Consider the following 22413-nt stretch of genomic DNA (forward strand, 5'->3'; position numbering starts at 1 on the left):
TCGGTGCGGTGCCCAAGCTTACGCCAGGGTCTTCAAAGCGGTACAGGCGCAGATTCGCAGTTTACGGCCATATCAGATGCCAACCCGCCGGCATCCTCCTGCAAAAGCGTGCCACAATCATGTCCATGTTGAAAGTCGTCCTCGTTACCGGCATCTCAGGCTCAGGCAAGTCCGTGGCCCTGCGCATGCTCGAGGACGCCAGCTACACCTGCGTCGACAACCTGCCCGTGCGGTTCCTGACCGAGTTCATCGCCAACGCCCGCGACGACGGTCTGGAGCGCGTGGCGGTCGCCATCGACGTGCGCTCGCCCGGGGAGCTGGCCGAACTGCCCGACGTGGTCACCGCGCTGCGCGCCATGGGCACCAGCCTGCGCGTGGTGTTCCTGGACGCCAGCACCGACACCCTGGTGCAACGCTATTCCGAATCGCGCCGCCGCCATCCGCTGACCGATCGCCTGCAGCGCGGCGGCACCGCGCCGTCCCTGACCGACTGCATCGCGCTCGAACGCGAACTGCTGGCGCCGCTGCGCGAGCAGGAACACGTCATCGATACCTCCGAACTCACGCCGGGCCAACTGCGCGCGTGGATCCGCGACCTGATCCAGGCCGACCGCGCCCCGCTGGTGCTGACCTTCGAATCCTTTGCCTACAAGCGCGGCGTGCCGCGCGACGCCGACCTGGTGTTCGACGTGCGCTGCCTGCCCAATCCCTACTATGACCGCAACCTGCGTCCGCTGACCGGCCGCGACGAACCGGTCGCCACCTGGCTGTCCGGCTACGAACAGGTGGGCCAGATGATCGACGACATCGCCGCCTTCCTGAATCGCTGGCTGCCGCAGTACACGCAAGACACGCGCAATTACCTCACGGTCGCCATCGGCTGCACCGGCGGCCAGCACCGTTCGGTCTACGTGGTCGAACAGCTGGCCAAGCGCTTCGCCGACCACGACCCGCTGCTGGTGCGCCATCGCACCCAACTGCCCGACGAATCCGCATGATCCTGTCCCGCCCGCTCCATATCCTGATGATGCTGTTGCTGGCCATTGCCGTGGCCGGCTGCTCTTCCACCGGGGGGCGCAAGAAGGGGGGCGGGTACTACAAGGACGATGGCCCGGACGCCAATCCGCCCTCCAACCTGGACCAGGTGCCGGACGCGGTGCCGCGCATCGAGCCCTACGCCAGCGGCGCCAATCGTCCATACGTGGTGTTCGGCCAGCGCTATGTGCCGGATACCAGCGGCCAGCCCTACAAGCGCCAGGGCATCGCCTCGTGGTACGGCAAGAAATTCCACGGCAACTCGACCTCGATCGGCGAGCCCTATGACATGTACGCCATGACGGCGGCCCACACCACGCTGCCGATCCCCAGCTACGCGCGCGTCACCAGCCTGGTCAACGGCAAAACCATCATCGTGCGGGTCAACGACCGCGGACCGTTCCACAGCGACCGCATCATGGACCTGTCGTACGTGGCGGCCTACAAGCTGGGCATCATCGGGCCGGGCAGCGGCCAGGTGGTGGTCGAGAGCATTCCGCAGGATGAGATCCGTCGCCTGGCCTCCCAGGGGACGCCGGCGCCGGCGCCCGCCTCGGCCACCGGTTCCACCCCCGTGGCCACGCCTGTCGCCGCCGCGCCGGTGGCGCTGGAGCCCCAGCCGCTGGCGCAGCAGCCCGCGCCCGCGCCAGGGAGCGCGCCGGTGCGCCAGATCGGCGCGGCCGGCAGCGTCTATCTGCAGGTGGGCGCGTTCAGCCAGCCCGCCAATGCGCAATCGCTGGTCAGCCGCATCAACACGCAACTGGGCGCCGATGGGGCGCCCCCGGCCGCGGTGGAACAGGCCAACAACCTGTACCGGGTCAAGATCGGCCCGTATCCGGATCGCCAGAGCGCGCTGAACGCGGTGCAATTGGTGTCCGACCGCATCGGCATCACGCCCAGCATCGCCGCGCAATAGCGCGGCGCCCGCCCGCTACGCCGCCGGCCAGTCGAACGCCGGCTGCTCGAACGGCAACTGCGCCTGGCCGTCACAGACCCGGCGCGCGCGCGCATTGCGGCTCAGGTATTGGCTGCCCTCGTGCTTGAGCAGGGCCTGCTTGCGCGGCAGACCGCCACCGAAGCCGGTCAGCGAGGTATCGGCGCCGATGACGCGGTGGCACGGAATGATGATGATGACGGGATTGCGGCCCACCGCGCCGCCGATGGCCTGCGCGCCCTTGGGCCGCCCCACCGTGCGCGCCAGTTCGCCGTAGCTGGCGAGCTGGCCGAAATCCAGCTTGCACAGCGCGCGCCAGACTTCATGCTGGAACGGCGTGCCCACCGGATCCAGCGCCACCTCGAAATCGCGGCGCTGGCCGGCGAACCACTCATCCAGTTCGCGGCGCGCCTGTTCCAGGATCGGATCGGATTCGCTGCGGGTCCAGCCCTCGGCCGAAGGCAGCAGGGTCTGGTCGGTGAACCAGGCGCCGCGCAGGCCCTTGGCACTGGCGACCAGACGCATTTCGCCCAGCGGCGTGGGGATGTCACGGTAGACGATCGGCTCCGCGGCTTCGCCGGGACGCTTGCGTGTCTCTGCGGTGTAGATCATGGGCTTACGCATTCTTGCGGGCCAGGGCCCGGTTGTACAGGACGTCGCGCGACAGGCCGGTGACCTTGGCGGCGATCTTCGAGGCGTCGCGCACCGACAGGGTTTCGAGCAGCGCGTCCAGCAAGGCGTCGGCGCGCGGATCGGCGTCCTCGTCTTCCTCGCGCCCCGCCTGGGCATGCGCGATCAGCACGAATTCGCCCTGCTCGCGATGCGCGTCGGCCGCCAGCCAGGCGGCCGCCTCGCCCAGCGGGAAAGTGGCGATCTCCTCGAAGCGCTTGGTCAGCTCGCGCGCCACCGTCAGCAGGCGGGCGTCGCCGCAGACTTCCCGCAGATCGGCCAGCGTCGCGGCCAGCCGGTGCGGCGATTCGAACATCACCACCGGCGCCGGCAGCGCGCACCAGGTGCGCAGCCAGCGCTGGCGCGCGGTGGCCTTGGACGGCGGAAAACCGGCGAAGGCGTAGGCGGGGTTCTCGTCGGTGGTGACGCCGCTGCCCATCAGCGCGGCAATCACGGCGCTGGGACCGGGCACCGGCACCACCGCGAAACCGGCCTCGCGCACCGCGCGCACCACGCGCGCGCCGGGATCGCTGACCGCTGGCGCGCCCGCGTCGGAGACCAACGCCACGCGCTGGCCCTGCGCCAGGCGCTCACAGATGGCCTGCGCCGCCGCGGCTTCGTTGTGGCGATGCGCCGCCATCAGCGGCGTGCTGACGCCCCAGGCGTCCAGCAGCGTGCGGCTGGCGCGGGTGTCTTCGGCCGCGATCACGTCGGCGCGTTGCAGCGCATGCCAGGCGCGCAGCCCCAGGTCGCCCAGATTGCCGATCGGTGTGGCCACCACATACAGCGTCGAGGCGGGCCAATGCTGCCCGGCCACGCGTTCAGCGACGCGGGTCCAGGCGTCGCCGGCCACCGGGGGTGAGACATTTTGATTCATTGCTGCCTACTTACGCGGAAAACCATGCCAGTGTAGCCGCCATCGCCTCGCGTTTCGGACCGGCCCCGATGGATGACACCTTTGCTTTCGAACTTGCCCTGGCAGCGCGCCGCCGGGCCGCCAGGCGCCGGCGGCGCGCCTCGCCACGGCCGCGGGGTGACGCGCCCGCCCCCCGGCGCTCGCCGCGCCAGCGCATCGGCGACAGCCACGAAGAGGCCGCGCTACGCCTGCTCCAGGGCGCCGGCCTGGTGTTGCTGGCCCGTAACCTCGCCTGCCCGGCGGGCGAGATCGACCTGGCCATGCGCGACGGCGACGTCCTGGTGTTCGTCGAGGTGCGCGCGCGCCGCAGCGACGCCTATGGCGGCGCCGCCGCCAGCATCGGCCGCGACAAGCAGGCGCGGCTGGCGCGCGCCGCGGCGCACTGGCTGCCGCGACTGGCCCGGCACTACTGGCGGGCCAGCATGCCGGCCGCCCGCTTCGACGCAGTCGTGTTCGACGGCGACCGGGTCCAATGGCTGCGCGCGGCATTCGAGCTGGCTTGATTCCGGTCCGCCCGTGAGATAATCGCGCCCATGGATATGACCTCTCGAATGACGTCGCACTTTCGCGACGCCATGGCCACGTACGAACAAAGCATGAACGTGCTGGCCGAGCCGCTGGCGATCGCGGTGGACGTGCTGTTCGGCGCCCTCGCCAACAATGGCAAGATTCTGGCTTGCGGCAACGGCGGCTCGGCCGCCGACGCGCAACATTTCATCGCCGAGCTGGTGGGCCGCTTCGAGCGCGAACGCCTGCCCCTGGCCGGCATCGCCCTGAATACCGACACCTCGATCCTCACCGCCGTCGGCAACGACTATGGTTTCGACGAGGTCTTCGAACGCCAGGTCAACGCCTTCGGCCAGGCCGGCGACGTGCTGGTGGCCATTTCCACCAGCGGCAATTCGCCCAACGTGGTGCGCGCCATGGAAGCGGCCGCCAGCCGCGAAATGCACGTGCTGGCCCTGACCGGCAAGGGCGGCGGCGTCATGGGGGAACTCATTACGCCGATGGACGTCCATCTATGTGTTCCCAGCGATCGCACGATGCGCATCCAGGAAGTCCATATACTGCTGTTGCATGCGCTTTGCGACGGCATTGACGCTCTTCTGCTTGGAGACACCGAATGATTTCAGACGTCCGACACGCCACCCGCCCCTTGCTGCTCGCCGCGGCCCTGTCCGGCGCCGTGCTGTCGCTGTCGGCCTGCGCCCCCCTGATCGTGGGCGGCGCGGCCGCCACCACTGCGGTGGTGGTGACCGACCGGCGTACCTCGGGCATCCAGCTCGAAGACCAGAACATGGCCTTCAAGGCCCAGAAGCAGATCTCCGACAAGCTGGGCGACGCGGCGCGCGTGAACGCCATGGCCTACGGCGGCCACCTGCTGCTGACCGGCGACGTGCCCACCGAGGAAGCCAAGTCCCAGGCCACCGCCATTGCCCAGAGCGTCGAGAACGTCAAGCAGGTGATCAACCAGCTCACCGTGGGCCCGATCGCGTCCTTCGGCGTGCGCTCGAACGATACCTGGCTCACCTCCAAGGCCAAGACCGCGCTGATCAACACCAAGTACGTGCCTTCCGGCACCATCGCCGTGACCACCGACCATAGCGTCGTCTACCTGATGGGCAAGGTGACGCAGGCCGAAGGCGATTACGCCGCCAACGCGGTGGCCGACCTCGGCGGCGTGGCAAAAGTGGTAAAACTGTTCGAGACCATCAGCCGCGAGGAAGCGATCCGCCTGTCCAGCAGCGGCAGCAAGTCGACCACCACGGAAACCAAGGCCCCCATCGAAAGCGGCGCGGGCGCTGCCGACAGCGGCAGCAGCGCGCCCAGCAGCGGTGGCAGTGCCGTAGAAGCCATGCCCATCAAATGAAAAAAGCCATCGTAGCCCTGGCCGTCCTGGTGGCGGTCGGCGTCGGCGCCTGGTTCACCCTGCGCCCAGCGCAAACCGCCCCGAACGTCACCTTCACCACGCTGGAAGGCAAGACCTTCTCCATGCAGGACCTGCGCGGCAAGGTGGTGCTGGTGAAGTTCTGGGCCACCAGCTGTGTCACCTGCGTCAAGCAGATGCCGGAAACCATCTCCGCCTACAACGAGTATGCGGGCAAGGGCTACCAGGCGATCGCGGTCGCCATGGACTACGATCCGCCCAACTTCGTGCTGAACTTCGCCGAGAGCCGCAAGCTGCCGTTCCCGGTGGCGCTGGACACCAAGGGCGACATCGCCCGCGCGTTCGGCGACATCCGCCTGACGCCCACGGCCTTCCTGATCGACAAGCAGGGACACATCATCAAGCGCTACCTGGGCGAGTATGACGTGGCGGAATTCCACGCCACCGTCGAGAAGGCGCTGGCCGCGGGCTGAACCCGGTCCGCTCGGCCGCCGCCATGAACCGCCCGCCTGCCGGGCGGTTTTCATTTGGCCACGGCCGGCCGGCTGGGCTCGGCCACGCCTCGCGCCAATCCCCGGCCGCCCCCCGCCCCCAATGCCCGAAGCCAGGGCCTGGCCCAAAAAGAAACCGCCCGCATGAGCGGGCGGTTACGGCGGGGGAACAGGTCCGCGTCGCGATCAGAACGCCGGCACCACGGCGCCCTTGTACTTGTCGACGATGAACTTCTTCACCTCGGGCGAGTGCAGCGCGTTGACCAGCTTCTTGATCCCGGGCGCGTCCTTGTTGTCGGCGCGAGTCACCAGGATGTTGGCGTAGGGCGAATCGGAGCCTTCGATGAACAGCGCGTCCTTGGTCGGCACCAGGCCGGCTTCCAGCGCGTAGTTGGTGTTGATCAGGGCCAGATCAACGTCATCCAGCGAGCGCGGCAGCATGGCGGCCTCGAGTTCGCGGAACTTCAGCTTCTTGGGGTTCTCGACCACATCGGCGGCGGTCGCCAGGATGTTGGACGGATCCTTCAGCTTGATGATGCCCTGTTTCTGCAGCAGCACCAGGGCGCGGCCGCCATTGGACGGGTCGTTCGGGATGGCGACAGTGGCGCCGTCCTTCAGCTCGGCCAGGGTCTTGATTTTCTTGGAGTAGCCGCCGAAAGGTTCGACGTGAACCAGGGCGACCGGCACCAGCGTGGCCTTGCGGTCCTTGTTGAAGGTGTCCAGATACGGCTTGTGCTGGAAGAAATTGGCGTCGAGCTGCTTGTCGGCCAGTTGCAGGTTGGGCTGGACGTAGTCGTTGAAGACCTTGATGTCGAGTTCCACGCCTTCCTTGGCCAGCTGCGGCTTGACCACTTCCAGGATCTCGGCGTGCGGCACCTGGGTGGCGCCGACGACGATCTTTTCGGCGTGGGCGGCAGTGGCCGCCACCAGCAGGGCCGATGCCACCAGGGCGGAACGGACGAAATTCAAACGCATGAGTTGCCTCTTTTATAGGTAGGAATTGGGGGCAAATGCCCAGCCGGTGTGGAGAATCCCCCTTTTGAGGGGCGCTCCGTTGCGAAAACGCCCCCAATTTACCCCAATGCCGGTTATTTGTCGGGCATATCAACATGGGTTTAAAGCATAAGAAACCTGTGGGGACTACAATCCGTCGTATGCTTGCGCTACCGCGTTGCCAACGCGTTCCTGTGCAGGCATTTTTTTACTGCGGGACCTCTCGCCCCCACTGGGGGCAACGCCTTCGCGCCATCATCGGCACAAGGCTTTCAACCTCTAACTTTCATACCCTACTTATTGCCGACTTAGCTGCCATGACCGACACCCCCGACCCTGCTGCCGTCTCGTCTCCCGCTGTCAAAGCCGCGGTGCTCTCCGAAGCGCTGCCTTACATCCGACGATTCCACGGCAAAACCATCGTGGTCAAGTACGGCGGCAACGCCATGACGGAAGAGCGATTGCAGCGCAGCTTCGCGCATGACGTGGTGCTGCTCAAGCTGGTGGGGCTGAATCCGGTGGTGGTGCACGGCGGCGGTCCGCAGATCGACGACGCGTTGCGCCGCATCGGCAAGCAGGGCACCTTCATCCAGGGTATGCGCGTCACCGATGCCGAGACCATGGAAGTGGTCGAATGGGTGCTGGGCGGCCAGGTCCAGCAGGACATCGTCATGATGATCAACGAAGTCGGCGGCAAGGCCGTGGGCCTGACCGGCAAGGACGGCGGACTGATCCAGGCCCAGAAGAAGCTGATGGCCAACAAGGAGAATCCCGCCGAACCGATCGACATCGGCTTCGTCGGCGACATCACCCTGGTCGAGCCGGCGGTGGTCAAGGCCTTGCAGGACGACCAGTTCATTCCGGTCATCTCGCCCATCGGCTACGGTGAAGACGGCACCGCCTACAACATCAACGCCGACGTCGTCGCCGGCAAGATGGCCGAAGTGCTGGGCGCCGAAAAACTGCTGATGCTGACCAACACCCCGGGCGTGCTGGACAAGGGCGGCAAGCTGCTGCGCAGCCTGTCGGCCCAGACCATCGACGAACTGTTCGCCGACGGCACCATCTCGGGCGGCATGCTGCCCAAGATCTCGTCGGCGCTGGATGCCGCCAAGAACGGCGTCAACTCGGTGCACATCGTCGACGGCCGCGTGCCGCACTGCCTGCTGCTGGAAATCCTGACCGACCAGGGCGTTGGCACGATGATCAGCTCGCACTGATGCGAGCGCTGCGCACCCTGCTGCGGCCGGCGGTGCGCCAGCGCCGCTCGCGCCGCACCGCCACAGGCGCCCCCGGGCGCCTGTGGTTGTTTGACCTGGACAACACGCTGCACGACACGTCGCACGCCATCTTTCCGCGGATCGACCACGGCATGACGATGGCCGTGGCCGAGGCGCTGGACGTGGACATCGACACCGCCAACGCGGTGCGCAAGCAGTACTGGCAGCGCTACGGCGCAACAATGATCGGCATGGTGCGCAACCATGGCATCGACCCGCACGCCTTCCTGCACCGCAGCCACGATTTCGACGTCAACCCACTGGTGCGCGCCGAGAAGGCACTGGCCTACAAGCTGCGGCAACTGCCGGGCCGCAAGGTGCTGCTGACCAACGCGCCGCTGCATTACGCGCGCGCGGTGATGCGCCGGCTGGGCATCCTGCGACAGTTCGACAGCCTGTGGGCCATCGAGCACATGCGCCTGCATGGTGAATTCCGCCCCAAGCCGTCGCCAGCGCTGCTGCGCTATGTGCTGGCTCGCGAGGGCGTGCCGGCGCGTCAGGCGGTGCTGGTCGAGGACACCCTGGCCAACCTGCGCGGCGCGCGCCGCGCCGGCCTGCGCACGGTGCATGTGTTCCATCCCGGGACCCCGTTTGCGCGCGGCCGCGCGCAACGGCCGTCGTATGTCGACTTGCGGGTAAACTCCGTCAGTGATTTGCTGCTGCGCCGACGCCCTTTGCGGGGTTGATCGCCGGCGCGCCCTCCCTCCTTCACCGTCAGCCTGCGTAACACCAGACCCGTCCATGGCGACCAAACCCGGCGAGCGCAAGACCCAGATTCTGCAGACCCTGGCCGAGATGCTGGAGCAGCCGCACGCCTCGCGCATCACCACGGCGGCGTTGGCCGCGCGCCTGGAGGTCTCGGAAGCCGCGCTCTACCGGCATTTCGCCAGCAAGGCGCAGATGTTCGAGGGGTTGATCGAATTCATCGAAACCAGCATTTTCACGCTGGTGAACCAGATCGCCATCGCCGAGCCCTACGGGCTGTCGCAGGCCCACCAGACGGTGTCGATGCTGCTGACGTTCTCGGAACGCAACAAGGGCATGACGCGCGTGCTGACTGGCGACGCCCTGGTCACGGAAGACAACCGCCTGCAGGAACGGATCAATCACATCAACGACCGCATCGAGGCATCGTTGAAGCAATCGCTGCGCATCGCCGTCACCGATGGCGGCCTGCCCCCCGAAGCCAACGTGGCCGCGCACGCCAGCCTGCTGACGCACCTGGTGCTGGGGCGCTGGCTACGGTACGCCCAGAGCGGCTGGCGCGTGGTGCCCACGCTGCACCTTGACGAACAACTGCGCCTGGCGCTGGGCTGACTTCATTCGCGCCATAACACGAACGAAATAACGGTCTCGCGCGGCTGTGGCTGTGTCATTTGTTTGTTTTTATGCAACATTCGTAGGGTTGCGATTTTCGGCGGCCGACGAGCATAATCTCCGGATCGGTTTTCCGACAAGCACGATTGTCCCCCGAATTGACATCTATCAATACGGGTTTTCCTTAATGCCGTCACGATCATTCTGTAGCGTCGGCACTTCGCTTTGATCCAGCCTCGGGCTTGTCAGCGGCGTGCCGTCAGTTTGACCTCAACCGGAGATGGATATGACTGCGGAAACCGCTGTCCCTGCCTCGCAAGCCCCCAAGAAAACCAAAATACCGATCGGCCTGGTCGCCGGTTTCCTCGTCATGATCGGCGTGTTGATGATGCCGCTGCCCGCCGACCTGCCGGTCGCAGGGCATCGCATGCTGGCCATCCTGGCCTTCGCGGTGGTGGTGTGGATCACGGAAGCCGTGTCCTACGAAGCCAGCGCGATCATGATCACGACGCTGATGGCCTTCCTGCTGGGCACCGCGCCCACCATCAAGGATCCGCAGGTGGTCTATGGCACGTCGGCCGCCATCAGCATGGCCCTGACCGGCTTCGCCAACTCGGCGCTGGCGCTGGTCACCGGCGCGCTGTTCATCGCCGCGGCCATGACCTTCACCGGGCTGGACCGGCGCATCGCGCTGGTGACCCTGTCCAAGGTTGGCACCAGCACGCGCCGCATCCTGATCGGATGTATCGCGGTGACCATCGTGCTGAGCCTGGTGGTGCCCAGCGCCACCGCCCGCAGCGCCGCCGTGGTGCCCATCATGATGGGCGTGATCGCGGCCTTCGGCGTGGACAAGCGCTCGAACATCGCCGCCGGCATCATGATCATCGTGGCGCAGGCCACCAGCATCTGGAACGTCGGCATCCAGACGGCCGCCGCGCAGAACCTGCTGACCGTCGGCTTCATGGAAAAGATGCTTGGCCAGCGCGTGGCCTGGTCGGACTGGCTGATCGCCGGCGCGCCGTGGTCGCTGATCATGTCGGCCGTGCTGATCGTCATCGTCCTCAAGCTGCTGCCGCCGGAAAGCGACAGCATCGCGGGGGGCAAGGAAGCCGTCGAGAAATCGCTGCTTGAACTGGGCCCCATGACCGGCGCGCAAAAGCGCCTGATGGCCGTGTCCATCATGCTGCTGCTGTTCTGGTCGACCGAAGGCAAGCTGCACAAGTTCGACACCACTTCGACCACCTACTTCGGCCTGGTCCTGTTGTTGCTGCCGCGCTTTGGCGTGATGACCTGGAAAGACGTGCAATCGCGCATTCCATGGGGCACGGTGATCGTGTTCGGCGTCGGCATCAGCCTGGGCACCGCGCTGCTGACCACGCAGGCCGGCCAATGGCTGGGCAACCAGGTGGTGGCGCACACCGGCCTGGACCACCTCGGCCCGCTGGCCATCTTCGCGATCCTGTCGGCCTTTCTGATCATCATCCACCTGGGGTTCGCCAGCGCCACCGCGCTGACCTCGGCGATGCTGCCGATCCTGATCTCGGTGCTGGCCACGCTGCCGGGCGACTTCAGCCGCCTGGGCATGACCATGCTGCTGGGCTTCGTGGTCAGCTACGGCTTCATCCTGCCGATCAACGCGCCGCAGAACATGGTGTGCCTGGGCACCGAAACCTTCAACGCCAAGCAGTTCGCCAAGGTCGGCATCCTGGTCACCCTCGTCGGCTATGCGCTGATGATGCTGATGGGCATGACCTACTGGCGCTGGCTCGGCTGGCTGTAAGGAGGTCGCATCATGAAGATCTCCATCGCCCAAGCCAATGAATACGGCCGCCGCGTGCTGATGGCGCAAGGCGTGCCGGAAGACATCGCCCGCGACGTGGCCGAGCACCTGGTGGAGTCCGACCGGGTCGGCTACACCAGCCACGGCCTGTCGATCCTGACCAACTACCGGCGTGTGCTGGGCGAAGGCCTGGCGCAGGCCGACGGCCGCCCCGAGCTGCTCAACGACCGTGGCGCAATGCTGGCCTACGACGGCCACAACGGCCTGGGCCAGTACATCGGCAAGGTCGTGATCGAGAAGGCCATCGAGCGCACGCAGGAGCACGGCCAGTGCATCCTGACGCTGCGCCGCAGCCACCACCTGGGCCGCATGGGCCATTACGGCGAGATGGTGGCAGCCAAGGGCCTGATCCTGCTGGCCTTCACCAACGTGATCAACCGCGCCCCCACCGTGGCGCCGTTCGGCGGCGCGCGCGCCTGCCTGACGACCAATCCGCTGTGCTTCGCCGGGCCGCTGCCGGGCGGCCGCCCGCCTTTCATCGTCGACATGGCGACCAGCTCGATCGCGGTGAACAAGGCCCGCGTGCTGGCGGCCAAGGGCGAACAAGCGCCGCCGGGGTCGCTGATCGATGCGCAGGGCAATCCGACCACGGATCCGGGCGCGCTGTTCACCGATCCGCCAGGCGCGCTGCTGCCGTTCGGCGGCCACAAGGGTTACGCGATGGGCCTGGTGGCCGAGCTGCTGGCGGGCGTGCTGTCCGGCGGCGGCACGATCCAGCCGGAGCATCCGCGCAACGGGGTGGCGACGAACAACATGTTCGCGCTGCTGCTGGATCCGCAGGTGGACTTCAATACGGACTGGCGCTCGATGGAAGTGGGCGCGTTCATCGACTACCTGCATGCCTGCCCGCCGCAACCGGGCGTGGACGGCGTCCAGTATCCGGGCGAGTACGAAGCCCGCAACCGCGAGCTGAACGCGGAGTCGCTGGAATTCGCGCCTCCCATCTGGGAGGGATTGAAGAAGCTGGCCGCGGACTTAGGGGTGCCTGAAGCGTTGCCTTGAGGATTTGTGTTTACGGTTGTTTTTGCGGGCGGCTCAGGGGTTCTTGAGCCGCCCGTTGCGTTGGCGGGCGGGGGCGGCGGGGCTACGATTGCGGTCCGGAGCGTTCGCTCCGGACTGCCCCGTTGTCAACCTCGTACGCCTTCGGCTCCCTACGGTTTCCCTCGGGCGCATCTACACGCCCCGCCGCCCCCGCCCGCCAACGCAACGGGCTCACGTCGTCTCGGGTTCAACATCGCAGGGGCGAATTGGGTGCTTGGCGTTTTTGCCAGCGACGGAGGGGGAGAGGAGGATCTTGCGGGGCCCGCCCAAAGCCGGCCGCGCGGGCGGCCTTTTTGGGCTTACGCGATCAGGGACGTCGAAGGGATGGTGGCGGCGCCGCTGGTGAGGGGACGTGTTATGTTCATCGGCATCGTAGGTTCAAGACTGACTGACGGCTACCACCACATCGAAAAGCGGCCAATGCCGCATCGAAAAGCAGCGCTCTCGGATGCATCAGAATGCGCCGCGCACACAAGTAGCCCAACCACGCGCAGCGAACCCCGCCCCGACGCCAGACACCATGTATGCCGATGATGGCCGCCCGCGCGGCCATCATCGGCGGGCGACGCAAGACTCTCTCCTTACCCCACGCTGCAGCAGCGCCACATTTCTCGACAGCGGTAGCCCGGTGCGGGTGGCGCACGGGTGGGCGCGCCGTCAGATGCGCCCGACGGAAACCGAAGGCAGCCGCCGTAGGCGGCAACGAGGTTGAGTAAGGGGAAGTCCGGAGCGAACGCTCCGGACCGCAATCGCAGGCGCGCCCACCCGTGCGCCACCCGCACCGGGCAGCCTACGAAGCAAAACGCTCAGCTCTTGACCGACCGATGCCGACTGATGCTCATCATGATCCCAAACGCGATCCCCATGGTGAACAACGCCGTGCCGCCGTAACTCATGAACGGCAATGGCACGCCGACCACCGGCAGAATCCCCGTCACCATGCCCACGTTCACGAACACATAGATGAACAGCATCATCGTCAACGCCCCGGACAGCAACCGCCCGAACTGCGATGACGCGCGCGAAGCGATGGTCAGGCCGCGGGCCATCATCAGGCCGTACAGCACCAGGATGGCGATGCCGCCGTAAAGGCCGAATTCCTCGGCGTAGACGGCGAAGATGAAGTCGGTGGTGCGTTCGGGAATGAAGTCCAGGTGGGTCTGCGTGCCCTTCATGTAACCCTTGCCGTAGACGCCGCCCGAGCCCACCGCGATCATCGACTGGATCGTGTGGAAGCCCTTGCCGAGCGGGTCGGAGCTGGGATTGAGCAGCGTGCAGACGCGGTGCTTCTGGTAGTCGTGCAGCACCACCCAGTTGACGTCCGGTTCGCACAGCTGGTCTTCGTAGTACACCAGCGTGCCGATGCCGATGATGCCGGCCAGCATGACGGGAACCAGCAGCTTGAACGACAGGCCGGCGAAGTAGATGACGAAGAAACCGGCGCCGAACACCAGCAGCGCGGTGCCCAGGTCGGGTTGCAGCACGATCAGGCCGAAGGGGGCCGCCAGCATCGCGGCGGCGGCCAGGAAGTCGCGGATGCGCACGGCGCCCTCGTGGCGCTGGAAGTACCAGGCCAGCATCATGGGCACGGCGATCTTCATCATCTCGGACGGCTGGATGCGGGTCACGCCCAGGTTGAGCCAGCGCGTCGCGCCCTTGCTGGTCTCGCCAAAGAATTCCACGCCCAGCAGCAGCACCACGCCGACCACGTAGAACGGCAGCGCCAGCTTCATCAGCCACTTGGGCGGGATCAGCGCCATGGTCCACATGGCGAAGAAGGCGATGATGAAGTTGCGCGACTGCTCGGCGAAGCGCCAGTCGGTGCCGCCCACCGCCGAATGCATGACGGTCAGGCCGAGCGCGGCGAACATCATCAGGATCGCCAGCAGCGGCCAGTCGAAGGCCGTGAAGACGCGCAGCAGGATCAGGCCGAGACGCTTCATTGTTGGCGCACCAGGTCGGAGGTGATGGTTTCGACCGAGGCCGTCGACGCGTTGCGCTCGGGGCGCTGGATCTTGTCCTGGCGGTCCTTGGACAGCCAGTAGTCGAACACCTTGCGCGCCACTGGCGCGGCCACGCTGGCGCCCCAGCCGGCGTTCTCGACGATCAGGGCGACCGCGATGCGCGGGTGTTCCAGCGGCGCGAAGCCCATGAACAGCGCGTGGTCGCGCAGGCGTTCGTCGATGGCGCTGGCGCGGTAGTGGCCGCCGCGCAGGCTGAACACCTGGGCCGTGCCGGTCTTGCCGGCGGCCTGGTAGGGCGCATTGGCAAACGCGCGGCGCGCGGTGCCGGCACGGACCACGTCGGCCATGGCGTTCTTGATGACGTCGACGTTGGCCTGCTTGAGCGGAATGCGGTAGTCGGGCGCGGACTCGGTGGGCTTGGCCACGCCCGAGCGCGGATCGCGCACCGCGTGCACCAGGTGCGGACGACGGTACAGGCCGTTGTTGGCCAGGGTCGAAGTGCCCTGCGCCAGCTGCAGCAGGGTGAAGGCGTTGTAGCCCTGGCCCACCGCCACGGAGATGGTCTCGCCGGCGTACCAGCGCTGGCGTTCCTTGTCCTTGTAGGCCGAGCGCTTCCAGTCGGTGGACGGCAGCACGCCGCGCTTTTCGCCTTCAAGGTCGATGCCGGTGATCTGGCCGAAGCCGAACTGCTTGGTGAAATCGTGCAGCGCGTTCACGCCGATCTCGGGACCCAGCGAATAGAAATACGTGTCCGACGACACCACGATGGCCTTGTGCATGTCGGTCATGCCGTAGGCGGCGCCGCCGGCGTTGCGGAACTTCTGCCCGCCAAACTCGAAGTAGCCCGGGTCGGAGATGCGGTCGGTGGCGCGGCGCTTGCCCAGCTCCAGCGCCGCCAGGCCGACGAAAGGCTTGTAGGTCGAACCGATTGGATAGGTGCCGTACAGGGGACGGTTGATCAGCGGATGGTCCGGCGACTCGTTCAGCATGCGCCAGTTGTCCACGTCGATGCCATCGACGAACAGGTTCGGGTCGAACGAGGGCTGCGACACGAACGCCAGCACCTCGCCCGTGTCGGGGTCGATCGCCACCAGCGCGCCGCGCTGGCCCTCGAAGGCCTCCTCGGCCACTTTCTGCAGGCCCAGGTCGATCGACAGCATGATGTCCGAGCCGGGCACCGGGTCGATGCGGCGCAGCGTGCGCATGGGACGGCCGCCCGCGGTCACCTCGACCTCTTCCAGGCCGGTGCGGCCATGCAGCGCTTCTTCCCAGGTCTTCTCGATGCCCTTCTTGCCGATGACGTCGGTGCCGCGGTAGTTGCCCAATTGGCCGGCGCGCTCGAGTTCTTCGATGTCGCCCTCGGCAATGCGGCCGATGTAGCCAACCACGTGGGCGGCGGACTGGCCTTGCGGATACTCGCGCACCCAGCGCGCGCGCAGCTCGACGCCCGGGAACTGGAAGGCATGGGCGGCGAACCAGGCCGCCTCGGTTTCGTTGAGGTTGTTGCGCAGCTGCAGGCTGGCGTAGCGGCTGGACTCGGCCGCGCGGCGCTTGAAGCGGCGCTGGTCGGCCGGGCTGATATAGACCACCTGCGTCAGCCGCTCGAACAGCGCATTCATGTTGCCGGCCTGGGCCGGCACCACTTCGAGCGTGTAGGTGCGGTAGTTGCGCGCCAGCACCTCGCCGTTGCGGTCGAGGATCTCGCCGCGGCGCGGCGGAATCGGCACCACCGCGATGCGGTTGCGGTCGGCGCGCTCGGACAGGCCCTCGTAGCGGTCGACCTGCAGGTACCAGAACCGGCCCACCAGCACGCCGAAGCAGGCCAGCGCGAAGATGCCGCCCACCCAGGCGCGCAGGCGGAAGCGCTGCTTCTGCTGCTGGCCGGTTTTCTTGAATTCGAACATGGGACGCGGCGCCGCCGTCAGGCGGAGGAAGATTCGGCGTCGTCGGCGCCGCGCTGCGGCAAGTGCAGCACCCAGCCCGCCAGCGGCCACAGGGCGGCCGTGATGGCCACGCTGACGCCCCAATCCCAACCCGGCCACTTGCCGGCCAGCCAGGCGTGGATGATCTGGGTGAGGAAACGGGCGATCAGGAACACCGGCAGCATGTGCATGGCCTGGCTCCAGAGGTCGAACCGTTGCAGGCGGCGGTGCAGCACCACGGCGCCATAGGCGACCAGGGTGTAGGACAGCGCGTGTTCGCCGAGCAGGCCGGCGTCATGCACGTCCATCAGCAGGCCGAAGAAGAAGGCGGTGAACAGGCCGACCCGGCGCGGCTCGTGCACGCACCAGAAGGCGATGATCAGGATCAGGACATCCGGCGCGCCCTGCCACAGGCGCCAGGGCAGCAGCGACACCAGCCAGACCAGCAGGATGGTGCCCCAGACGAAGACCCCGTGCGCGGGGCCCGACAGGCGTTCCGGGTGCACGTTGCTGGGCGTGCCCAGGCGGCGCCGGGGTTGCCCGGATGATGGTTGATTAGTCCGATCCACCGGAATCGACCTCCTGACGGTTGGACTCGGCACGTTCCACATCCACCTGCAGGACCAGGAAGTGGCGATAGCGTTCAGGGTGGGCCAGCGGCTCGCAGACGGCGCGCGCGAAGCCGGAAGCGGTGTCGCGCTCGACCGAGGTTACCTTGGCCACCGGCAGGCCGGCGGGAAACAGCCCGCCGACGCCGCTGGTGACGATGGTATCGCCTTCCTTGATGTCGGCATTGGCGGCGAGGTAACGAACTTCCATCTTGCCGGGAGAATTCCCGCCGAAGGCGATCAGCCGCAGGCCATTGCGCAGCAACTGGACCGGGATCGACACCTGTTCGTCGGTGACCAGGGCGGCCTCGGCCGTCATGGGCGTGACGCGCACGATCTGGCCGACCACGCCGCCTTCGTCGATCACCGGCATGCCCGGCGCCAGGCCGGCCTTGCTGCCCTTGTTGAACACCAGCCGCTGGTTGAAGGCGTTGGTGGGTTCGTACAGCACTTCCACCACCACGGCCGACTGCGCCACGGTGTCGGTGACGCCGAGCAGGCGGCGCAATTGGGCGTTTTCGGCGGCCAGCTGGGCGGCGTGCGTGGCCACCTGGGCCAATTCGATGCGCTGGCGCTGCAGGGCTTCGTTTTCAGTGCGGATGAGGTTGGCGGCGTTGACCCATTCGTTGACCTGTTGGACCAGGTCGCGCGGCGCCATGACGGCGCGCTGGAAGGGGTAAAGCGCCACGGACATCGCCCGGCGCGCCGGTTCCAGCATGCGCCATTGCGAATCCATGATGATCAAAGCCAGTGCCAGGACGACCAGGATGACCAGCCGCACCTCCGCCGGAGGGCCGCGCCTGAATAGGGGAGGAGTCCCTTGTCGTTGCATGAATCTCAGCCCGGGCGCCCGCGCCCGCAGCCCCCGCAGCGGCCGGAGCCGTGGAAAAGCGGGGCTCCGGGCTGGCGGGCAGAATTAGTCGTTGATGAAGATGGCGCCCAGTTTCTCAAGGTGTTCCAGCGCCTCGCCGCAACCGCGCACGACGCAGGTCAGGGGATCATCGGCGACCACCACCGGCAGGCCGGTTTCTTCCTGCAGCAGGCGGTCGAGGTCGCGCAGCAGCGCGCCGCCACCGGTCAGGGCGATGCCCTTGTCGGTGATGTCGGCGCCGAGTTCGGGCGGGGTCTGCTCCAGGGCGATCTTGACGGCCGAGACGATCTGGTTGAGCGGATCGGTGAGCGATTCCAGGATCTCGTTGGACGAGACCGTGAAGCTGCGCGGCACGCCTTCGGCCAGGTTGCGACCCTTGACTTCGATTTCACGGACTTCGGAACCCGGGAATGCCGAGCCGATTTCCTTCTTGATCAGTTCGGCGGTGGGTTCGCCGATCAGCATGCCGTAGTTGCGGCGGATGTAGTTGACGATGGCCTCGTCGAACTTGTCGCCGCCAACACGCACCGAACCCTTGTAGACCATGCCTCCCAGCGAGATGACCGCCACTTCGGTGGTGCCGCCGCCGATGTCCACGACCATGGAGCCGCTGGCGTCGGAGACGGCCAGGCCGGCGCCGATGGCCGCGGCCATGGGTTCTTCGATCAGGAACACGTGCGAGGCGCCGGCGCCGAGGGCCGATTCGCGGATGGCGCGGCGTTCCACCTGGGTGGAACCGCAGGGCACGCACACGATGATGCGCGGGCTGGGCGCCAGCATGTTGCGCGGGTGCACCATGCGGATGAACTGCTTGAGCATCTGCTCGGTGACCGTGAAGTCGGCGATGACGCCGTCCTTCATGGGCCGGATGGCCTCGATGTTGCCGGGCACGCGGCCGAGCATCTGCTTGGCTTCGTGGCCGACGGCCTGGATGATCTTCTTGCCGTGAGGCCCGCCTTCATGACGGATCGCGACCACGGAGGGCTCATCGAGCACGATGCCCTTGCCGCGGACGTAGATCAGCGTATTGGCGGTACCGAGGTCGATCGCCATATCGCTGGAAAAATAACTGCGCAGGAATCCGAACATGGGAGCTCAGCTAAATTCTGGGGGGAATTGGGGTCATGCCGCGGGGCGTACGACCCAGGAAAGCCTGGGTGCGCCTGTCATCACGGCGATTAAACCGTGAATCATAACTTATAATTTCCCCGGAAATAGCGCATAAATGCAGGCTATTCAAGCTTTGTAACGGGTTTGGCATGTGCATACTGCCCAGTCCCGCCCCTCGGCCTCCGCTTCTCGATATTCGCACTCCCCATGGCGCTCAATGACACAGATGTGGCCCGCATTGCCAGGCTGGCCAGAATCGAACTGACCCCGGACCAGCGCGCCCACGCGCAGGCCGAACTCAACGGCATCCTCCACCTGATCGAACGGCTGCAGGCCGTCGACACCCAGGGCGTCGACCCCCTGGCCCACCCGTTGTCGGCCCACGAGGACATCGTGCTGCGCCTGCGCCAGGACGCCGTGACCGAAACCGCCTCGGAGGCCCGCCGCGCCGAACTGCTGGCCAATGCTCCCGACGCCCAGGACGGTCTTTTCCTGGTCCCCAAGGTTCTCGATTAAGCCATGACCCAACCCGCCCTGCATACTCAATTCGAGGGGATCGCCGCCCTGCGCGCGGCCCTCGCCCAACGCCAGGTCAGCGCCGTCGAACTGGCGCAAAGCTCGCTGGCGGCCGCCGAGGCGGCCAGCGGCCTGAACGCCTTCTTACATATTGATGCCGAATTGACGCTGGCCCAGGCCCGCGCCGCCGATGCCGCGCTGGCCGCCGGCAATGCCGGTCCGCTGGCCGGCGTGCCCATCGCCCACAAGGACGCCTTCGTCACCCGCGGCTGGCGCACCACCGCCGGCAGCAAGATGCTGGACGGCTACGTCAGCCCGTTCGACGCCACCGTGGTCGAGCGCCTGCAGGCCGCCGGCGCCGTGTCGCTGGGCAAGCTCAACTGCGACGAGTTCGCCATGGGTTCGGGCAACGAGAACTCGGCCTACGGCGCGGTCCGCAACCCCTGGGACCCGGCCGCCGTGCCCGGCGGTTCGTCGGGCGGTTCGGCCGCGGCGGTCGCCGCCCGCCTGGTGGCCGCCGCCACCGGCACCGACACCGGCGGTTCGGTGCGCCAGCCCGCCGCGCTGTGCGGCGTCAGCGGCATCAAGCCGACCTACGGCACCGTGTCGCGCTACGGCATGGTCGCCTTCGGCTCCAGCCTGGACCAGGCCGGCCCGCTGGCTCCCAGCAGCCGCGATCTGCTCGAACTGCTGGATGTCATCAGCGGCTTTGATCCGCGCGACGCCACCAGCCTGGAAAAATGCGACGCCGCCGTCAACGAGCCGGGCCGCGTGCGGCGCGATTTCGATGCCGCGCAAGGCAGGTTCGACGCCGCCGGCAGCCAGCCCCTGAAGGGCCTGCGCATCGGCGTGCCCGAGGAATACTTCGGCGCCGGCCTGGCCCCGGACGTGGCCGCCGCGGTGCAGGCCGCGCTGGCCCAGTTCGAAGCCCTGGGCGCGGTGCGCGTGCCGGTGTCGCTGCCGCGCACCGAGCTGGCCATCCCCGCCTACTACGTCATCGCCCCCGCCGAAGCGTCGAGCAACCTGGCGCGCTACGACGGCGTGCGCTACGGCCACCGCGCCAAGCAGTACGGCGACCTGAACGAGATGATCAGCCGCTCGCGCGCCGAAGGCTTCGGCGACGAGGTCAAGCGCCGCATCCTGATCGGCACCTACGTGCTGTCCCACGGCTATTACGACGCCTATTACCTGCAGGCCCAGCGCCTGCGCCGCATGATCGCCCAGGACTTCCAGCGCGCCTTCGCCGGCCAGTGCGACGTCATCATGGGCCCGGTGACCCCGACGGTGGCCAAGAACATCGGCGACAACCGCGACGACCCCACCGCCGACTGGCTGGCCGACGTCTACACGCTGGGCGTCAGCCTGGCGGGCCTGCCCGCGATGTCCGTGCCCTGCGGCTTCGGCGGCGCGGGCCGCCGCCCCGTCGGTCTGCAGATCATCGGCAACTACTTCGACGAAGGCCGCCTCCTGGCCATCGCCGACCGCTACCAACAAGTCACGACGTGGCACAAGGCCACGCCGGCCCAGCAGGACGCCTAAGCATGAACTGGGAAATCGTCATCGGCCTGGAAACGCATACCCAGCTTTCCACCGACTCCAAGATCTTTTCGGGCAGCAGCACCGAGTTCGGCGCCGCGCCCAACACCCACGCCAACGAAGTCGACCTGGCCTTGCCGGGCAGCCTGCCGGTCATGAACCGCGGCGCCGCCGAACGCGCCATCCGCTTCGGCCTGGCGGTCGGCGCCGAGATCGCGCCGCGCTCGGTGTTCGCGCGCAAGAACTACTTCTACCCCGACCTGCCCAAGGGCTACCAGATCAGCCAGTACGAGCTGCCGGTGGTGGTGGGCGGTTCGCTGTCGTTCTTCGTCGGCGAGGAAGAAAAGACCGTCAACCTGACGCGCGCGCACCTGGAAGAAGACGCGGGCAAATCCTCGCACGACAATTTCACCCTGGCCAACGGCTCGCCGGCCAGCGGCATCGACCTGAACCGCGCCGGCACGCCGTTGCTGGAAATCGTCACGGAACCGGAAATGCGCTCGGCCGCCGAGGCCGTGGCCTACGCCCGCGCCCTGCACAGCCTGGTGGTGTGGCTCGGCATCTGCGACGGCAATATGCAGGAAGGCTCGTTCCGCTGCGACGCCAACGTCTCCGTGCGCCCGGTCGGCCAGAAGGAATTCGGCACCCGCACCGAGATCAAGAACGTCAACTCGTTCCGCTTCCTGGAACGCGCCATCACCTATGAAGCGCGGCGCCAGATCGAGCTGATCGAGGATGGCGGCACCGTGGTCCAGGAAACCCGCCTGTACGACGCCGACCGCGACGAAACCCGCAGCATGCGCAGCAAGGAAGACGCGCACGACTACCGCTACTTCCCCGATCCCGACCTGCCCACGCTCGTGATCTCGCGCGAATGGGTCGACGAGGTCCGCGCCGCCATGCCCGAACTGCCGGCCGCCCAGCGCGCTCGCTTCGAGTCCGAGTATGGCCTGCCGGCCTACGACGCCGCCCAGCTGACCGTCAGCCGCGACCTGGCCGCCTATTTCGAGGCCGTGGCGCACGCGCTGCCGGCCGGCCAGGCCAAGCTGGCCGCCAACTGGATCATGGGCGAAGTGGCCGCCACCCTGAACAAGGAAGAAAAGGCCATCGCCGACGCGCCGGTGCAGGCGCCGGCCCTGGCCGCGCTGATCAACCGCATCATCGACGGCACGATCTCCAACAAGATCGCGCGCGAAGTGTTCGGCGCCATGTGGGCCGGCGAGAACGGCGGCCAGCCCGACGCCATCATCGAAGCCCGCGGCCTCAAGCAGATCAGCGACACCGGCGCCATCGGCGCCATGATCGACGAGGTGCTGGCGGCCAATCCGGCCATCGTCGAGGAGTACCGCGCCGGCAAGCAGAAGGCGTTCAACTCGCTGGTCGGCCAGATCATGAAGGCCGCGCGCGGCAAGGCCAACCCGCAGCAGGTCAACGACCTGCTCAAGCAGAAGCTGGATAGCTGATCCCCGCGCCGGCCCGTCA

General features: G+C 67.1%; 22 protein-coding genes. 14 read left to right on the forward strand and 8 right to left on the reverse strand.

Annotated elements, in window-relative coordinates:
* Window positions 1–125: 125 nt before the first annotated feature.
* Window positions 126–998, forward strand: coding sequence for an RNase adapter RapZ (rapZ, locus tag ABFG95_RS13300; protein WP_049078186.1), 873 nt, complete (start codon window positions 126–128; stop codon window positions 996–998).
* Entirely contained in the window at window positions 995–1951 is a 957-nt protein-coding gene (locus ABFG95_RS13305) for a septal ring lytic transglycosylase RlpA family protein (protein ID WP_049076883.1), read from the forward strand. The genes rapZ and ABFG95_RS13305 overlap by 4 nt, the downstream gene beginning before the upstream one ends.
* 15 nt (window positions 1952–1966) lie before the next feature.
* Here the strand turns inward: ABFG95_RS13305 and ABFG95_RS13310 are convergent, their stop codons facing one another.
* Together ABFG95_RS13310 and rsmI are read right to left on the reverse strand one after the other, a co-directional pair.
* Entirely contained in the window at window positions 1967–2581 is a 615-nt protein-coding gene (locus ABFG95_RS13310) for a methylated-DNA--[protein]-cysteine S-methyltransferase (protein ID WP_054419855.1), read from the reverse strand.
* A gap of 4 nt (window positions 2582–2585) precedes the next feature.
* The gene (gene rsmI, locus ABFG95_RS13315; protein ID WP_049076886.1) at window positions 2586–3515 is read right to left on the reverse strand and encodes a 16S rRNA (cytidine(1402)-2'-O)-methyltransferase; all 930 of its coding nucleotides are present in this window, start codon (window positions 3513–3515) and stop codon (window positions 2586–2588) included.
* Window positions 3516–3583: 68 nt separating this feature from the next.
* Between rsmI and ABFG95_RS13320 the strand changes: the two genes are divergently transcribed.
* The 4 genes from ABFG95_RS13320 to ABFG95_RS13335 are packed head-to-tail and all read left to right on the forward strand — an operon-like array spanning window position 3584 to window position 5915.
* Window positions 3584–4057 (forward strand): YraN family protein, encoded by a 474-nt coding sequence (locus tag ABFG95_RS13320; protein ID WP_049076889.1) that lies wholly within the window; start codon window positions 3584–3586, stop codon window positions 4055–4057.
* 30 nt (window positions 4058–4087) lie between these two features.
* Entirely contained in the window at window positions 4088–4681 is a 594-nt protein-coding gene (locus tag ABFG95_RS13325; protein ID WP_006389868.1) for a phosphoheptose isomerase, read from the forward strand.
* Entirely contained in the window at window positions 4678–5424 is a 747-nt protein-coding gene (locus tag ABFG95_RS13330; protein ID WP_049076891.1) for a BON domain-containing protein, read from the forward strand. The genes ABFG95_RS13325 and ABFG95_RS13330 overlap by 4 nt, the downstream gene beginning before the upstream one ends.
* Window positions 5421–5915: a TlpA disulfide reductase family protein gene (locus ABFG95_RS13335; protein ID WP_049076901.1), complete on the forward strand. Its 495-nt coding sequence runs from the start codon at window positions 5421–5423 to the stop codon at window positions 5913–5915. The genes ABFG95_RS13330 and ABFG95_RS13335 overlap by 4 nt, the downstream gene beginning before the upstream one ends.
* Before the next feature lie 204 nt (window positions 5916–6119).
* Here ABFG95_RS13335 and ABFG95_RS13340 read toward each other — a convergent pair whose 3' ends face one another.
* Window positions 6120–6908, reverse strand: a complete 789-nt coding sequence (locus ABFG95_RS13340) for a MetQ/NlpA family ABC transporter substrate-binding protein (RefSeq protein ID WP_049076905.1) — start codon at window positions 6906–6908, stop codon at window positions 6120–6122.
* Window positions 6909–7243: 335 nt separating this feature from the next.
* Here ABFG95_RS13340 and argB point away from each other — a divergent pair, with 335 nt between their 5' ends.
* From argB to ABFG95_RS13365, 5 genes are all read left to right on the forward strand, one after another.
* A complete protein-coding gene (gene argB / locus ABFG95_RS13345) occupies window positions 7244–8146 on the forward strand; it encodes an acetylglutamate kinase (protein WP_026382124.1) in 903 nt (300 codons plus the stop codon).
* A complete protein-coding gene (locus ABFG95_RS13350; protein WP_068950395.1) occupies window positions 8146–8892 on the forward strand; it encodes a pyrimidine 5'-nucleotidase in 747 nt (248 codons plus the stop codon). Before argB ends, ABFG95_RS13350 begins: the two co-directional genes overlap by 1 nt.
* Before the next feature lie 55 nt (window positions 8893–8947).
* Window positions 8948–9523: a nucleoid occlusion factor SlmA gene (slmA, locus tag ABFG95_RS13355; RefSeq protein ID WP_049076910.1), complete on the forward strand. Its 576-nt coding sequence runs from the start codon at window positions 8948–8950 to the stop codon at window positions 9521–9523.
* Between the two features lie 286 nt (window positions 9524–9809).
* On the forward strand, window positions 9810–11303 hold the full coding sequence (locus ABFG95_RS13360; RefSeq protein WP_080977523.1) for a DASS family sodium-coupled anion symporter: 1494 nt from the start codon (window positions 9810–9812) through the stop codon (window positions 11301–11303).
* Between the two features lie 12 nt (window positions 11304–11315).
* The gene (locus ABFG95_RS13365) at window positions 11316–12365 is read left to right on the forward strand and encodes an Ldh family oxidoreductase (RefSeq protein WP_049076915.1); all 1050 of its coding nucleotides are present in this window, start codon (window positions 11316–11318) and stop codon (window positions 12363–12365) included.
* An 845-nt stretch (window positions 12366–13210) separates the two neighbouring features.
* On the opposite strand, the gene rodA is transcribed toward ABFG95_RS13365, so the two are convergent.
* From rodA to ABFG95_RS13390, 5 genes are all read right to left on the reverse strand, one after another.
* The gene (rodA, locus tag ABFG95_RS13370) at window positions 13211–14347 is read right to left on the reverse strand and encodes a rod shape-determining protein RodA (protein ID WP_049076918.1); all 1137 of its coding nucleotides are present in this window, start codon (window positions 14345–14347) and stop codon (window positions 13211–13213) included.
* Window positions 14344–16272 (reverse strand): penicillin-binding protein 2, encoded by a 1929-nt coding sequence (gene mrdA, locus ABFG95_RS13375; protein WP_068953171.1) that lies wholly within the window; start codon window positions 16270–16272, stop codon window positions 14344–14346. The genes rodA and mrdA overlap by 4 nt, the downstream gene beginning before the upstream one ends.
* Before the next feature lie 17 nt (window positions 16273–16289).
* The gene (gene mreD / locus ABFG95_RS13380; protein ID WP_049076923.1) at window positions 16290–16859 is read right to left on the reverse strand and encodes a rod shape-determining protein MreD; all 570 of its coding nucleotides are present in this window, start codon (window positions 16857–16859) and stop codon (window positions 16290–16292) included.
* Window positions 16846–17730, reverse strand: coding sequence for a rod shape-determining protein MreC (mreC, locus tag ABFG95_RS13385; protein WP_049076925.1), 885 nt, complete (start codon window positions 17728–17730; stop codon window positions 16846–16848). Before mreC ends, mreD begins: the two co-directional genes overlap by 14 nt.
* A gap of 84 nt (window positions 17731–17814) precedes the next feature.
* Window positions 17815–18858, reverse strand: a complete 1044-nt coding sequence (locus ABFG95_RS13390; RefSeq protein ID WP_006216320.1) for a rod shape-determining protein — start codon at window positions 18856–18858, stop codon at window positions 17815–17817.
* Between the two features lie 228 nt (window positions 18859–19086).
* Here ABFG95_RS13390 and gatC point away from each other — a divergent pair, with 228 nt between their 5' ends.
* Genes gatC through gatB form a run of 3 tightly spaced genes read left to right on the forward strand, consistent with a single transcriptional unit; the run spans window position 19087 to window position 22394 of the window.
* The gene (gene gatC / locus ABFG95_RS13395) at window positions 19087–19395 is read left to right on the forward strand and encodes an Asp-tRNA(Asn)/Glu-tRNA(Gln) amidotransferase subunit GatC (protein ID WP_049076928.1); all 309 of its coding nucleotides are present in this window, start codon (window positions 19087–19089) and stop codon (window positions 19393–19395) included.
* A 3-nt stretch (window positions 19396–19398) separates the two neighbouring features.
* The gene (gene gatA / locus ABFG95_RS13400) at window positions 19399–20934 is read left to right on the forward strand and encodes an Asp-tRNA(Asn)/Glu-tRNA(Gln) amidotransferase subunit GatA (protein WP_049076929.1); all 1536 of its coding nucleotides are present in this window, start codon (window positions 19399–19401) and stop codon (window positions 20932–20934) included.
* A gap of 2 nt (window positions 20935–20936) precedes the next feature.
* Complete coding sequence (gene gatB / locus ABFG95_RS13405) at window positions 20937–22394, forward strand: Asp-tRNA(Asn)/Glu-tRNA(Gln) amidotransferase subunit GatB (RefSeq protein ID WP_049076931.1); 1458 nt, start codon at window positions 20937–20939, stop codon at window positions 22392–22394.
* Window positions 22395–22413: the final 19 nt, after the last annotated feature.

The sequence above is a fragment of the Achromobacter sp. HNDS-1 genome (genome assembly GCF_040084795.1).
GTDB classification, from domain to species: Bacteria; Pseudomonadota; Gammaproteobacteria; order Burkholderiales; family Burkholderiaceae_B; genus Achromobacter; species Achromobacter ruhlandii.

Excerpts from the sequence above, each read along its gene's own strand:
- rsmI (WP_049076886.1), bottom strand. The coding sequence starts at position 3,515 with ATGAATCAAAATGTCTCACCCCCGGTGGCCGGCGACGCCTGGACCCGC.
- ABFG95_RS13310 (WP_054419855.1), bottom strand. The coding sequence starts at position 2,581 with ATGATCTACACCGCAGAGACACGCAAGCGTCCCGGCGAAGCCGCGGAG.
- ABFG95_RS13360 (WP_080977523.1), top strand. The coding sequence starts at position 9,810 with ATGACTGCGGAAACCGCTGTCCCTGCCTCGCAAGCCCCCAAGAAAACC.
- ABFG95_RS13305 (WP_049076883.1), top strand. The coding sequence starts at position 995 with ATGATCCTGTCCCGCCCGCTCCATATCCTGATGATGCTGTTGCTGGCC.
- mreC (WP_049076925.1), bottom strand. The coding sequence starts at position 17,730 with ATGCAACGACAAGGGACTCCTCCCCTATTCAGGCGCGGCCCTCCGGCG.
- ABFG95_RS13330 (WP_049076891.1), top strand. The coding sequence starts at position 4,678 with ATGATTTCAGACGTCCGACACGCCACCCGCCCCTTGCTGCTCGCCGCG.
- gatB (WP_049076931.1), top strand. The coding sequence starts at position 20,937 with ATGAACTGGGAAATCGTCATCGGCCTGGAAACGCATACCCAGCTTTCC.
- rapZ (WP_049078186.1), top strand. The coding sequence starts at position 126 with ATGTTGAAAGTCGTCCTCGTTACCGGCATCTCAGGCTCAGGCAAGTCC.
- gatA (WP_049076929.1), top strand. The coding sequence starts at position 19,399 with ATGACCCAACCCGCCCTGCATACTCAATTCGAGGGGATCGCCGCCCTG.
- ABFG95_RS13340 (WP_049076905.1), bottom strand. The coding sequence starts at position 6,908 with ATGCGTTTGAATTTCGTCCGTTCCGCCCTGGTGGCATCGGCCCTGCTG.
- argB (WP_026382124.1), top strand. The coding sequence starts at position 7,244 with ATGACCGACACCCCCGACCCTGCTGCCGTCTCGTCTCCCGCTGTCAAA.
- ABFG95_RS13365 (WP_049076915.1), top strand. The coding sequence starts at position 11,316 with ATGAAGATCTCCATCGCCCAAGCCAATGAATACGGCCGCCGCGTGCTG.
- ABFG95_RS13325 (WP_006389868.1), top strand. The coding sequence starts at position 4,088 with ATGGATATGACCTCTCGAATGACGTCGCACTTTCGCGACGCCATGGCC.
- slmA (WP_049076910.1), top strand. The coding sequence starts at position 8,948 with ATGGCGACCAAACCCGGCGAGCGCAAGACCCAGATTCTGCAGACCCTG.
- rodA (WP_049076918.1), bottom strand. The coding sequence starts at position 14,347 with ATGAAGCGTCTCGGCCTGATCCTGCTGCGCGTCTTCACGGCCTTCGAC.
- ABFG95_RS13320 (WP_049076889.1), top strand. The coding sequence starts at position 3,584 with ATGGATGACACCTTTGCTTTCGAACTTGCCCTGGCAGCGCGCCGCCGG.
- ABFG95_RS13335 (WP_049076901.1), top strand. The coding sequence starts at position 5,421 with ATGAAAAAAGCCATCGTAGCCCTGGCCGTCCTGGTGGCGGTCGGCGTC.
- ABFG95_RS13350 (WP_068950395.1), top strand. The coding sequence starts at position 8,146 with ATGCGAGCGCTGCGCACCCTGCTGCGGCCGGCGGTGCGCCAGCGCCGC.
- gatC (WP_049076928.1), top strand. The coding sequence starts at position 19,087 with ATGGCGCTCAATGACACAGATGTGGCCCGCATTGCCAGGCTGGCCAGA.
- ABFG95_RS13390 (WP_006216320.1), bottom strand. The coding sequence starts at position 18,858 with ATGTTCGGATTCCTGCGCAGTTATTTTTCCAGCGATATGGCGATCGAC.
- mrdA (WP_068953171.1), bottom strand. The coding sequence starts at position 16,272 with ATGTTCGAATTCAAGAAAACCGGCCAGCAGCAGAAGCAGCGCTTCCGC.